The following is a 14,077-nucleotide window of genomic DNA, read 5'->3' as shown; positions in this document are numbered from 1 at the left end:
CAGCGGCGAGTGTGCGTTAAGCTCAGAATTTGCTCTTGTGAACTCTAAAACGTCAGTCTCAGGTATTTGAAAAAAAATTATGCAAGCGATTCAACCCACCGTTACCCCACTGCGTCCTGTAAAAAACTCCCCTCGGGTTACTCCTCGTCGCAGCAGCAGCCGCCAGCGTTCCTACCCTCACCAAACCCTCGCGGCCGAAACAGGCGTCAAGTTGGCAGTCAACATGGTACTTTCAGTCTGTGCGACTTCTGCTTTGCTTCAGCTTTGGCCTCACTACCGGGCGGTGCAAGAAAAATTGCACGAAATCCAAGCTGAAGTCAATCTTACCCAAGGGCGAGTAAATCAGTCGCGATCGGACTTTAACCGCTACTTTGACCCTAGTCTTGCTAAAACTGTGATGCAAGAGCAAAGCAACCAAGCTGACCCGCAGCAGCGTCCGGTGATTTTGCAAGAAGTCGAGGTTCCCGACGCCGAGGAATCAACCCCCCAACCTTAAGGGAATGGCTGTTTTGGGTTTTGATATCACGTCCGATGTGCATCATTCTTGTATGTCATTGGTTCGCACAGCGAAGAATGACAGATGAATCTGTCGGACGTGATATCACTTTTGAATAAAAGAGTTTTTAGGATTATTCTTGTCTCTCGTGGCGAAGCAAACGCAGAGACAGACAGACCTGCGTATTGTCACCTATTGCAATCTCAAAACTTCAAACTCAGGCTTATACTGACTTTGCCAGCACGGTTTTTTCTTTCAGTAGTTGCAGTGCAGCTTGATATTGCAAGTCTGCTGCGGTGCCGATTTGATCGCGCGCGATGGGTTCCAAAGGTACTACGCGATCGGGCGAAATCCCCAGCTTGTTAATATCTTTATGGTTCGGTGTCTCGTACTTAGCAACAGTCACGGCCAACCCGGAACCGTCAGACAAATCAAACAGCGACTGAATCAGTCCTTTGCCAAAAGTCTTTTCTCCTACCAGTTGAGCTCTGCCGTTATCTTGCAGCGCACCCGCCAAAATTTCGCTAGCACTGGCAGTTCCCTTGTTCACCAAAACAATCAGCGGATCGTTAGTTAGGGCTTGTCCAGAGGCTTCAAAACTGCCGAGAATGCCCTGTCGGTTCACCGTGTAGACGATCGTCCCGGAATCGAGCCACAGGCGGGCAATTTCAATCCCTGCTTGCAACAGTCCGCCCGGGTTGTTCCGCAGGTCGAGAATGTAGGCGGCGGCTCCTTGTTTTTCCAAGCGGTCGATCGCGTGAGCGACTTCCTCAGTGGCGTTAGCGCTGAATTGACTCAAGCGAATGTAGCCCAGCGGCAAATTCTCCGAGGCCGACTGCAATTCGGCGTAAACCGGATTCAGAGCAATGCGATCGCGCACTAGCTCAATGTCCTCAGCAACGTCCCTTCCCTCGCGCCCCAAGGTCAAGGTAACGGGAGTGCCGATGCGGCCGCGCATTCGAGTTGCTGCTTCGTCTAGGCTCAATTCAGAGGTAGGAGTGCCATCAATTTTTAGAATGCGATCGAGGGGTTCGATACCAGCTTTATCTGCCGGTGAGCCGGCCAAAGGAGCCACCACTGTCAGAGTATTTGTCTGGGGGTCGATCGCAATTTGCAGCCCCACACCCGTCAATTCTCCCGAAGTGTTGACCTGCAAACTGCGGTACTGTTCGGGTTTCAGCAGTCGAGTGAACGGGTCGTCGAGTTTCGCCAGCATCCCCTGAATCGCCGTGTAAGTCTGCTGTCTGTCGTTAAGCGGTTCCTTGACAGCTTTTTGGCGAATCGACCACCAGTTTTGAGAGTTGAAGCTGTCGTCCACATAAGAGCGATTGACAATTCGCCAAGCTTCGCTCAAAAGCTGCTGTTCAGGAGTCAGCGCCGCCGCGGGCTGCGCCCACGCGCCCAGAACCAGGACGACTTGGAGGCAAAGTACAATAGCAATCTGGAAAACTCGTCTGTGCATGATTTTTCTGTAAAATACCAGTAAGTATTACATTTTATGTATTTTAGGTTTGTACGCTGGGAACGCTGTTGCAGATTTAACTCAGATTTGTTTCCCGACGGTCAGTCCCGAAGGCACTCGGATGCTTAGAAAAATCCTCGCCGTAGAACGGCGAGGATTTGTCAACTACAAAATAGCAACTCGTCCAGTCGGTGCCAGCTATGTCCTCACAGGAACCATTAATTCTTGATTTTGCCAAGACAGACGCGATGAAAGTGATTCTCCCGCGCCCTGCAATCCTGTCGAGTCACGGCGCAAAGTGGCAAGGAATTCATGTCGAATATCACTGTCAGCCACCAAACGAATGTCCCGAACACTGTCTCGAACAGCACACGGTTGGCTTGATGCTCAATCCAGCAACACTCAAAGGAACAGTGAACGGGAAAAACTGCGGTAGCGAATCGTGGCAAAGTGGGCAGATTTTCATCGCTGCTGCTGGTACTTATTTCCAAACAGTTGCAGCCGGAAACTATGAATTTATGGCGATCGCTCTTGAACCTACCGACTTCGACAATACAGTTGGCGAATCGATCAATTCAAATTCCATTGAAATTATACCGCAATGGCAAACCCGCGATCCGTTGGTTCACGGAATTGCTTGGGCTCTCAAAACCGAACTGGAATCAGGCGGATTAAACGGTACTCTTTATGTCGATGCACTGAAAAACGCGCTTTCACTGCACATACTGCACCGCTATGGCGCGAAAAAACCTAACCGGCGAGATGTGGGAGGCGGTCTTGACCCCGGTCAATTGCAATTAGTTATTCATTACATTAATGAATTCATAAACCGAGATTTGCACTTAAGTGAACTTGCTAATTTAGTGAACATTAGTTCTTATCATTTCAGCCGTATGTTTAAACAATCGACTGGAGTTACGCCCCATCATTACGTGACCCAGTGCCGAATTGAAAAAGCAAAACAGTTGTTGAAAAAACCGAAGTTATCAATAAAATATATATCCCAGCAAGTGGGATTTTACGACCAAAGTCACTTTAGTAAGACATTCTGCAAAATTGTCGGTTTGACTCCTAAGCAATATCGCGATCGGCTTTAACAAAACTCAAGCCCCTGTCACATTAAAAGCAGTTTGTAGTTGCCAAGTATTTTTGCCTAGGGCTTGCGGGGATTCAGAAACCGGGTTTTTTACCCGATCGGGAAACCTGTATATTTTGGTACAAAACCCGGTTTTTTTGGTATTTAGGCGTAACTTTTGTCGTATAAAAACCCCAGCCCGTCGGCGCTGTTACAATTCTTCATCAAATAGGGATAAATTCCGCAAGAAAATTATATTTTTCCCAAATTTTCCGCAAGAATTTACAATACAGCAGAGCTGGTGCTTTTGTACACTTGCTGGCATCTCATAAACCAGAAGTATCAGCTAGGTAAATTAATCATGTCTACTTTCAGTACCGGTACCAACTTTCCTGCCGGCACAAGTCCCCAATCCTTCACTGCCGCAAACTGTAATAACGATAACATTCCAGACTTAAACATCCCAGACTTAGGGATCGCCCCAACGGCTGTTTCCCTAAAGTCAATGACTCAACTTTCCTCAAAAGCGATCGCATTTATCGATGCTGCCGTCCCCGACTGTCAAACATTAATCGACGGCATTATCCCTGAAACCGAAGTAATTAAATTAGAAACTAACCGCAACGGCCTCGAACAAATTGCCGAAGCTTTGCAGGGAAGGAAATTTTCAGTAATTCACATTATTGCCCACGGAAAGCCCGGTTCTTTGCAACTGGGCAACGTTGAATTGAATTGGCAAAAGTTGAGAGATAGCACCGACAATTTTGTCAAAACAGTTAAAGAATGGGCGGGCGGGCTGACACAAAATGCCGAAATTTTGCTCTACGGGTGCAATGTTGCCAAAGGAAATATAGGGAAAGAATTTGTAAAAAACCTGAGTCAAATAACAGGAGCAAATGTTGCCGCTTCTAATAATTTAACAGGTTGTGTGGCCAAAGGCGGCGATTGGGAATTAACAGTAACAGCGGGGACAATTAAAGCTGGGATTGTATTTCTGCCAGAAGCGATCGCAGCTTACAACCACGTTCTCAATACGTTTAGTTCTCCTAATAATTTTAATGCGGGAACCAGTCCATCCTTTGTTGTGGCTGGCGATTTCAATACCGATGGCATCTTAGATTTAGCTGTTGCTAACCCCACCTCGGGTAAGGTTTCTATTTTACTGGGAAATGGTCAAGGAGGGTTTAACTCTGGAACTGATTTGACTCCGGTATTGGGGCCTACCGCGATCGCAGTTGGCAATTTTAACGGGGATAACTTTTCCGACTTAGTGATAACTTCCGCACAAGGTGTCGAATTTAGCAGCATTTATATCTTTTTAGGATCGGGTAATGGCAACTTTAACAGTCCGGGATTTTTGACTGCCATCGAAAATCCTAGCGCGATCGCTGTCGGCAATTTTAATGCTGATGATTTACTCGACATTGCCATTACTCAATCCAGCGGCAATGGTTTTGTACCTGAAGGCAATGTTGGCATTTACCTGGGAACGGGACAAGGCGGTTTTTCCACTCCTGTTACTGTGAATGTTGGGCAAAGTCCCAGCGCGATCGCTGCGGGAGATTTTAACGGCGACAATTTCCTCGATCTCGCCGTCGCTAACCGAAATTCTAATAGTGTTACCATATTATCGGCAAATGGTCAAGGTAGTTTTGGCAATCCGACTAATATTAATGTCGGTCAAAGTCCGAGTGCGATCGCAGTTGGAGATTTGAACGGCGACAATTTTCTCGATCTCGCGGTAGCCAACAGCGGTTCTAACAGCATCTCAATTTTATTTGGAACAGGAAATGGCAGTTTTGGCAATCCGACCAATATTAATGTTGGCTTAAACCCAAGTGCCATTAAAATTGGCGATTTTAATGGCGACAGTAGAGGAGATTTAGTTGTTAGCAACAGCGCTTCTAATAACGTTTCAATTTTGGCGGGAAATGGAACTGGCGGTTTTAGCAGTGCGACTAACTTTAGCGTTGGAACAAATCCGAGTTCTCTGGCGATCGCAAATTTCAATGCGGACGACAGACTCGATCTCGCAGTTGCTAACAGAGGTTCTAATAATGTTTCAGTTCTCTTGAATTCGCCGAACACAATTAATTTCGGTACGTCTACTTTCAGCGGAACTGAAGGGGATGCAGATACAGTCGTTAATATCCCCGTTACTATCAGCGGCGGCACTCCTTTTGCTGATGTCATTGTACCCATTGTCATCGACCCCAACAGCAGCGCTACCGAAAATTCTGACTACACCATATCGCCGACTTCCGTAACTTTTCCCGCAGGTGGAACAAGTACAGAACAAAATATTGCAGTCACTATTAAACCGGACAATATCGCTGAGAATGCAGAAACAGTCATTCTCAACTTTGGTACGATCGCAGGTGACATTGCAGGGACGACAAATCAAGCGACCCTAACTATTCCCAGTAACGACACTGTTTCTTATGCCGTTTCCACCGCTGTAGCTGCGGTAGCTGAAGGCAATACGGGAACTGTATCCGTTACTTTTACCGTTACTCGCAGTGGCGGTATAGGTGCAGCCAGCAGCGTCAATTATGCGATCGCCGGAACTGCTACAAACGGCAGCGATTACAACAATATCGGTGGCACTTCCGGGGCAACTGACGTTAATGGTACGGTTAATTTTGCTGCGGGCGAGATATCGAAAACGATTACTTTGGATGTTTTGGGCGACAGTGCGATCGAACCGGATGAAACTATTACTGTCACCTTATCAAATCCGATCGCACCAGGCCCGACTCCAACAATTACAACTGCTAGTGCGACAACTACTATTACTAATGACGACACTGCTGGAATTGCAGTCAATCCCGATAGCGGATTAACGACAACAGAAGCAGGAGGAACAGCAACATTTACTGTCCAACTCAACTCTCAACCAACTGCTAACGTGACTGTTGGCTTAAGCAGTTCCAATGTTGCCGAGGGAACAGTTTCTACACCCTCGCTGACATTCACTCCCGCCAATTGGAGTGCGCCGCAAACAGTAACTATTACTGGCGTTGACGACAATATTGCAGACGGCAGTCAAACTTATACTATTTTCACTGCGGCTGCTGTTAGTACAGACAGCAATTACAGCAATTTCAATGCTGCCGATGTCAGCGTTACAAATAGCGACAACGAAACTCCCGGCATTACCGTTAATCCCACAGCAGGATTAACTACAACAGAAGCCGGAGGTACGGCTAATTTCAGTGTTGTCCTCAACACTCAACCTACGGCACCTGTTACTGTCGCTTTAAGCAGTTCTAATCCTGCAGAAGGAACAGTTTCTACTAATACCTTAAGTTTCACTCCTAATAACTGGAATCAGGCGCAGACGGTAACGGTGACAGGTGTTGGCGACAATATCGCTGACGGCGATATTGCTTACACTATTGTTACTGAGGCTGCTGTTAGTACAGACAGCAATTACAACAATTTCAATCCCTCCGATGTCAGCGCTACTAACAGCGACAGCGATACAGTCGGCGTTACCGTTAATCCGGCCAGTACCACAGCAGTAGAAGGCGGTGCAACGGGAAGTTATACACTTCAGCTAAATTCGCAGCCAACCGCGCCCGTAACAGTCAGCTTTGACGGGGGAAATCAAATAAGTGCGATCACTCCCATTAGTTTCGACGCTGCTAATTGGAATATTACCCAAACTGTAACTGTGATTGCGACGGATGACACAGTTGTAGAAGGTACTCACACTGGCACAATCAATCACGCGGTAACAAGTACCGACGCGAAATATAGCGGAATTGCGATCGCGCCTGTCACTGTCGCCATAACCGACAATGACACGCCAACACCAACATCGCCAACGCCCACACCAACGCCCACACCAACATCGCCAACACCAACGCCCACACCAACACCAACACCTTCAATTACACCAACATCGCCAACACCAACGCCCACACCAACATCGCCAACACCAACGCCCACGCCCACGCCAACGCCAACCCCGCCAATTACACCGACGCCAACACCGACCCCGACACCAACACCTTTAATTACACCGACGCCAACACCGACGCCAACACCTTTAATTACACCGACGCCAACACCGACGCCAACACCAACACCAACACCTTTAATTACACCGACACCAACACCAACGCCTACAGTTTTGCCGCCGACACCAACACCAACGCCTACAGTTTTGCCGCCGACACCAACACCAACGCCTACAGTTTTGCCGCCGGCGATACCTGCTGATAATTTAGTCAGAAAAATCACTGTAGGTTCCAGTACCGGAAGCTATAAGGATGCTATCAGCAGCAGCAAGATTGATGATTACTACAAATTCAGTTTAGGTGCTAGGAATGACTTCAACTTGTCGCTGAGCGGACTGAATGCAGATGCTAAAGTTGAGTTGCTCGACAGTGGCGGAAATACGATCGCCACTTCCAACAATTTGGGCACCGCATCCGAGTCAATTAACCGCACTTTAGAACACGGTACTTATTACGTCCGAGTCTCCTTAGCCAACGGTGGAGAAACTCCTTACAATCTCGATCTATCTGCTAAACCTCGTCTTCCAGGCATCACCACTACAGGTTCAGATGACCGAGTTTACAAAGCTGGAGAGTTGATCTCAGTTATAGACGGAACATTCACTCCCGCCACTGACATATCTGCCCCGCTGATTAACATCGATGATTTCCGCGCAGCACCGCGTTTTGCCGGAATAGACGGCAATGGTTTTGCAACAGTAATTTTGGATACTGGGATCGATCTAGACGACCCATTTTTTGGTTCTGATAGTGATTCAGACGGCATTGCCGATCGCATTGTCTACAATTACGATTACGCCTATGGCGATGACGAAGCTGACGACGTTGACGGACACGGTTCAAACGTCTCTAGTATTGCTACTTCCCAAAATGGAGTCCAGACAGGGATGGCACCCCGTGCTAACATCATTCATCTCAAAGTTTTGGATGATACGGGCAGTGGCACTTTCGCGAATATAGAACAAGCTTTGCAGTGGGTGATAGAAAATGCAGCGGCGTACAATATCGCCAGTGTGAATATGTCACTCGGTGATAACGGCAATTACAACACCCCCCAAACGAGGGGCATTAGGGACGACGATGACAACAGCCCCGACACGAGCGGCATTAGTGATGAACTAGCAGCCCTAGCAGCACGGAATGTAATTGTTGTTTCCGCATCAGGTAATGCTTTCGGGCCATTGGGCTATAACAGCGTTCAGGGGGTTGCCTACCCCGCAGCCGATCCTAACTCACTCTCAATTGGTGCGGTGTACGATGCGAACCGGGGTTATCGGACACACGGCTTCGGCGCTATTGGTTATACCACCGATGCCGATCGCATTACACCCTATTCTCAGCGCCACTCCACTTTAACAACCGTTTTTGCTCCCGGTACTTTAATTACCGGTGCTGGCCCGCGCGGCCCTTTGACGAACTATTCTGGTACCAGTCAAGCTGCACCTCATGTTGCTGGAATAGCAGTGCTAGCGCAGCAGTTAGCGCAGCGAGATTTGGGCCGCCGACTAACCCCAACTGAGTTTGCGAATTTCTTGGAGTCAACCGGTGTCACGATTAATGACGGCGACGACGAAGACGATAACGTGATCAATACTGGCTTAAACTTCAAGCGCGTTGATATGCTGGCTTTGGGTCAAGGTATTGTCGGCAACAACCCGCCAGTTGTAAATCGTTCTGTGTTTTCTCAAAGTGCAGCGCTGGGTTTTTCTCAAACTGGTAATGCTTTTAATTTAGCAGCCAATACCGATACTGACCCCGATCCGGGCGACAGCATTAATTATTCGATCGCCCTGGCAAATTTTAGCGATTTAAGTTCATCTGCATTTACCTGGAGAACCGATCGCAATGGCGGTTCCTATCGCCAACCAATTGCCGGTTCAAGTTTCCCGGAAATTCCTTTGCCTTCCTGGCTAACTTTTAATTCGGCAACTCGCACGATTAATTTAGGCCCAACTCGTCCAAGATCGTTCAATTATTGGCTGAAAGTAACGGGAACTGATGAATCTGGCGCGAGTGTTAGCGAGGTAATTCGGTTCAAGAGTAATGGCCTCGGCGGTTTTGTGATTGACGGTTACATCGCTGGTGCTACTGTCTTTTTCGATGCCAACAAAAACGGTGTACTTGATGCTAGTGAACCTTCTGCTACTACTGGCGATAACGGCGAATTCGATCTCGATCTCGACTCCACCATTTTCGACAAAAATCAAAATGGCGAACTCGATCCAGAGGAAGGCAATATTGTTGCTTTCGGCGGCATTGATACGGCAACTGGTTTGCCTTTGGAAACCCCTGTCACTGCCCCGCCTTACGCTACTGTTGTCACCTTGTTAACCACTTTAGTAGCGGATTTAATTGACAAAGGAATTGACAGCGATCGCGCCGAATCTCTTGTCAAATCTTCTCTTTCCATTCCCGCTAATGTTGACATAACTAGCTTAGATCCGATCGCAGCTACCGAAAATGCGATCGCGGGTGGAGTAGAAACTTTGACTGCAATGGTCAAGGTACAAAACGTCATTACCCAAACTGCTGCTTTAATAGACGGTGCGTCGATTCTGGACAATACCGACAGCGTAAAAGCAGTTGTAAGTGCGATCGTTCAACAAATTCAATCGGGGACAACTCTCAATCTCAGCGATCCCAACCAGTTAGCAACAATTGTCGATCGCGCCGCCACAGCAGCGCAACAATTTGACTCGGATTTAAACACTCAGCAATTGTTGCAAATTGCCCCGGATGCAGCTAAGGTAATGGCCGAAGCAAATCAGCGCATTGACCAAGTTGTATCCAACACTGCAACAGCTTCAATTAACCGAGAAGTTGCCCGCGTGCAAAAAGTAGCCCTAGGCGCAACCTCTGAAGACTTAAAAGCAGTTGGTACAGGTACGAAATCGATCGCCCAAGTTATTGCCGAAAATACGGGTACTGCCTTAGATACCAAAATTCAACAAACGACATTGCCCGATACACCTGCTGTGGCGGTGATTGAAGGAGAAATAGATGCGATCGCAGGTAACTCCAATCTCACCGGCACTGACGGCGACGACAACCTCTCCGGCGACAGCGGCAGCGATACAATGGCCGGCAAACGCGGCAATGATACTCTCAGCGGTTTAGGTGGCAACGACTGGATACATGGCAATCAAGGCAATGATTCCCTCGACGGTAGCGATGGCGATGACACTGTTTACGGTGGCAAAGAAATCGATATTTTGTTCGGCAGTAATGGGGAAGATATCCTATTTGGAAATCGCGGTCAAGATAGCTTGAGTGGAGGTGAAGGCAATGACAGCCTTTTCGGCGGTCAAGCTAGCGATATTCTGCTGGGCGGTAACGGTGACGATTTCCTCAGCGGTGAAAACGGCGATGACAGCTTGATAGGAGGAAATGGGAGCGATCGCTTCTTAATTTCAGCCAATTCTGGCAGCGATATCATTTTCGATTTTGAACCAGGCATCGACTTCCTCGCACTTGCCGACAATTTAACCTTCTCGCAACTTTCTATTGTCCCTAGCAACAGTGCAACTTTAATCACCTTGACAGCAACAGGTGAAATTTTAGCTGCTATCAATGGCGTGACAGCCAACCAAATTAGCATCGCTGATTTCAGTTGAAAAATTAGGGACACAGGCAAATCTTGTGTCCCTACAGAAAATGGATTTTCTAGTAAGGACTTCAGTTCTCTGTTACAGATTTAGGTGAAGCAAGACTTGCATCCCTTACTACAAAATGTCAATCAGGACTAAAGTTATTACAAAATTCAAAACCCAAAATTGAGTGGACGGGAACAATCCAATATCTCAAATCCAAAATCTCAAATTGATTGACTGTTGTGAAATAGTTTTCAGGAGTAAAATTTTATGGTAGTTATATGCGGTGACAATCTCGATAATTTATTAGTAGGTGGAATTGGCGATGATTCCCTGTGCGGGCTTGGAGGCAATGATACTCTATTTGGTTGGGGTGGTAATGACACTTTAGATGGCGGAGAAGGAAATGATAGTCTCGCAGGTGGAATCGGTAACGATCGCCTTTTGGGCTACTCTGGTAACGACAGTCTCAGCGGTGGCGAAGGCGATGACAAAATTGAAGGAGGTGCCGGGAATGATATTCTTGAGGGTGGCGAAGGCGCGGATTTAATCAGAGGAGAAGACGATAATGATAGTATCTTGGGAGGGTCTGGCAATGACTGTCTTATCGGCGGTCAAGGCAATGATACGGTGCTCGGAGGAGATGGAGACGATCTCTTGTTTGGTAGCTTCAACAACGACTTGTTAATGGGTGGCAAAGATAACGATCTCCTGTTGGGAGACAGTGGCAACGACACTTTAAGAGGTGACTTAGATAATGACTACCTTAACGGCAATTCAGGAGACGATTTGCTTGAGGGAAATGAAGGCAGCGACACCCTGATTGGCGGGCCGGGCAATGACACATTAGTGGGTTACAGCTTTTCATCAACTGGAGAACAAATAGATTATTTAATCGGGCAAAATGGAGCCGACATATTTGTTCTCGGTTCATTAAATGCCCGCCCTTACCTCTTCTATGGCGGTGAAGGTCGCCATGCCGTTATTGAGGATTTTAACCGGGTCGAAGGCGACAAAATTCAAGTTGTTGGTTTCGTACAAGATCGTAATGGTTCTAACTTCTTCTCTTACCGATTTGAATCTTATGATGACGGTATGACACGGGGAACTCGGATATTTGTCGGATCGGATTTAATCGCCGACGTTAAAAATGTTACAGATGTGAGTCCATCAGATTGCACGATCGTTTCGACTGGGTTTACACCGCCATCGCGAGACTTTCCATCCTTGCCATCTCTGCCGGGAATTCGCTTTCCGATACCGCCGCGTCCCACTCCTTTCTCGCCAATACTGCCAGTTTTTGTGGAAAGTTTGCTTTCTTTTCAATTGTGATAGGACTTTACGGAAGGGGGCAATTACCGGCTTTTTTGACCGAAGTAGGCAGGTTGCAGCCAGCAGATTTTGTTAGTAAAGACTGCAGTCCTGACTACAAAACAAGATTCGGTTGGACGATCGAACCGGTTGGGGTTACTAGATCAACAATGAGGGCGTTTGGGGCCAAAAGGTAAAGTTTTACGATCGAGATGAAATTTGGCCTCTCCCGGCAAACCCGTTTCCGGCTCGGACTGCTTGCTGTAGCTCAGCCTTCCCCGCATAGTAGCTTGGGCGGATGTTGAGATTCCGAAAAAAGCCTTTTAAGTGTCCAAAAAGCGATCGCCCGCGTGAAAATTGCACGGCAATTATGTTACATTTTTTATCACAGTCTGGAATTCGATCGGGCAACGCCAGCGAGTAGGGACAAGCCACCGCTTAGTTTCCCAGGGCTTGCAGGCGATCGCACAAGAGAGTTCCTTTCGTCAGCTCCAAATTTAAAAAATAGCCTCAGGCATTTGCTAGTAAAAGCAAGCTGCTCGGCGCGGGGCGACAAAAAACCTTGTGGCTGCTGCCCTGAACCTCAACCACAGCAATATTCTTTTAGGAATTCTGGCTCCATGTTTTCTAAACAAATCACCGACTCAAAAACCTACCAGTGGTTTGAGGAACGCCTGGAAATTCAGGCGCTCGCCGATGACATCACTACAAAGTATGTACCCCCGCACGTCAATATTTTCTACTGCTTGGGCGGAATTACTTTAGTTTGCTTTCTGATCCAGTTTGCCACCGGCTTCGCCATGACTTTCTATTACCGTCCCACGGTAGCAGAAGCTTTTTCTTCAGTGCAATACCTGATGACTGAAGTCAACTTCGGCTGGCTGATCCGCTCCATCCACCGCTGGTCTGCAAGCATGATGGTGCTGATGATGATTTTGCACATCTTCCGGGTTTATCTGACAGGCGGCTTCAAAAAGCCCCGCGAATTAACCTGGGTGACAGGAGTAATCTTGGCAGTCATCACTGTTTCTTTCGGCGTGACCGGCTATTCACTGCCTTGGGATCAAATCGGTTACTGGGCAGTTAAAATCGTTTCCGGCGTCCCCGAAGCTATCCCGTTTGTTGGTTCTTTGATGGTTGAACTGCTGCGCGGCGGTGTCAGCGTCGGTCAAGGCACTTTGACTCGTTACTACAGCTTGCACACTTTTGTGTTGCCTTGGCTGATTGTAGTGTTCATGCTGGCTCACTTCTTGATGATTCGCAAGCAAGGTATCTCTGGCCCGTTGTAAGTTTTGAGTTTTGGGGGCGGTATTTTTTTTGCCCCCCCGCTGAATTGTGAGTTGAAAATTCAGAATTCATGACTCATGATATTTATTTACGGCTAATACTTCCTGCGATCGCACCGCTGATTCAGACTAACGAATACAGCGGAATCCCAGGCCCGGGTAAAACTAAAAGGAGAACACTCTCACTATGTCTATTATCAAAAAACCAGATTTGAGCGATCCCGCGCTCCGCGCTAAGCTCGCTAAGGGCATGGGTCACAACTATTACGGCGAACCAGCTTGGCCTAATGACTTGCTCTACGTTTTCCCTATAGTCATCATGGGAACGATTTCTCTGTGCGTGGGTTTGGCTGTACTAGACCCGGCTTTGGTTGGCGAACCTGCTAATCCTTTTGCTACTCCGCTGGAAATTCTGCCGGAATGGTATTTGTGGCCTGTGTTCCAACTCCTGCGCGTTTTGCCTAACAAATTGTTGGGTATTGCTTGCATGGCCGGTGTTCCCGTTGGCTTGATTTTGATTCCGTTCATCGAGAATGTTAATAAGTTCCAAAATCCGTTTCGCCGCCCTGTTGCTACTACTGTTTTCCTGTTGGGAACTGCGGTAACTCTGTGGTTGGGTATTGGTGCTATTTTCCCGATCGACAAATCTTTCACACTGGGTCTTTTCTAAGATTTAAGTTTGCTTGATTTTGACGCCTGCGGCTTTCCTGTAAAGTGCTTTTGTACTGGTGGGAAACTTTAGCGGGCGTCATTTTATTTTAGATTTTAGATTTTAGATTTTAGATTTTAGATTTTAGATTTTAGATTTTAGATTTTAGATTTTAGATTTTAG

The 14,077-nt window shown here is 47.4% G+C and carries 8 protein-coding genes; 6 read left to right on the top strand and 2 right to left on the bottom strand.

Features of this window, described 5'->3' with window-relative positions:
* The first annotated feature begins 79 nt into the window (after window positions 1–79).
* The gene (locus QT979_RS21905; protein WP_333311676.1) at window positions 80–496 is read left to right on the top strand and encodes a slr1601 family putative cell division protein; all 417 of its coding nucleotides are present in this window, start codon (window positions 80–82) and stop codon (window positions 494–496) included.
* A gap of 223 nt (window positions 497–719) precedes the next feature.
* On the opposite strand, the gene ctpA is transcribed toward QT979_RS21905, so the two are convergent.
* The gene (ctpA, locus tag QT979_RS21900) at window positions 720–1,958 is read right to left on the bottom strand and encodes a carboxyl-terminal processing protease CtpA (protein ID WP_333311675.1); all 1,239 of its coding nucleotides are present in this window, start codon (window positions 1,956–1,958) and stop codon (window positions 720–722) included.
* Between the two features lie 200 nt (window positions 1,959–2,158).
* Here ctpA and QT979_RS21895 point away from each other — a divergent pair, with 200 nt between their 5' ends.
* The 3 genes from QT979_RS21895 (at window position 2,159) to QT979_RS21885 (ending at window position 11,980) form a co-directional block, all read left to right on the top strand.
* The gene (locus QT979_RS21895) at window positions 2,159–3,055 is read left to right on the top strand and encodes an AraC family transcriptional regulator (protein ID WP_333311674.1); all 897 of its coding nucleotides are present in this window, start codon (window positions 2,159–2,161) and stop codon (window positions 3,053–3,055) included.
* A gap of 339 nt (window positions 3,056–3,394) precedes the next feature.
* Window positions 3,395–10,672 (top strand): DUF4347 domain-containing protein, encoded by a 7,278-nt coding sequence (locus QT979_RS21890; RefSeq protein WP_333311673.1) that lies wholly within the window; start codon window positions 3,395–3,397, stop codon window positions 10,670–10,672.
* 246 nt (window positions 10,673–10,918) lie between these two features.
* Window positions 10,919–11,980 carry a calcium-binding protein gene (locus QT979_RS21885; RefSeq protein WP_333311672.1) on the top strand — a complete coding sequence of 354 codons (1,062 nt, stop codon included), beginning with the start codon at window positions 10,919–10,921 and terminating at the stop codon, window positions 11,978–11,980.
* Between the two features lie 180 nt (window positions 11,981–12,160).
* On the opposite strand, the gene QT979_RS21880 is transcribed toward QT979_RS21885, so the two are convergent.
* Complete coding sequence (locus QT979_RS21880) at window positions 12,161–12,394, bottom strand: hypothetical protein (RefSeq protein WP_333226859.1); 234 nt, start codon at window positions 12,392–12,394, stop codon at window positions 12,161–12,163.
* A gap of 185 nt (window positions 12,395–12,579) precedes the next feature.
* On the opposite strand from QT979_RS21880, the gene petB reads away from it, so the two are divergent.
* Both petB and petD read left to right on the top strand, forming a co-directional pair.
* Window positions 12,580–13,248 carry a cytochrome b6 gene (petB, locus tag QT979_RS21875; protein ID WP_015174799.1) on the top strand — a complete coding sequence of 223 codons (669 nt, stop codon included), beginning with the start codon at window positions 12,580–12,582 and terminating at the stop codon, window positions 13,246–13,248.
* Between the two features lie 184 nt (window positions 13,249–13,432).
* Entirely contained in the window at window positions 13,433–13,915 is a 483-nt protein-coding gene (gene petD, locus QT979_RS21870) for a cytochrome b6-f complex subunit IV (protein ID WP_333082815.1), read from the top strand.
* Window positions 13,916–14,077: the final 162 nt, after the last annotated feature.

This window comes from Microcoleus sp. w2-18bC1 (assembly GCF_036700365.1).
GTDB lineage: Bacteria > Cyanobacteriota > Cyanobacteriia > Cyanobacteriales > Microcoleaceae > Microcoleus.
The sequence above is the reverse complement of the archived record's forward strand: the minus strand, read 5'-3'. Positions and strand labels throughout refer to the sequence as shown.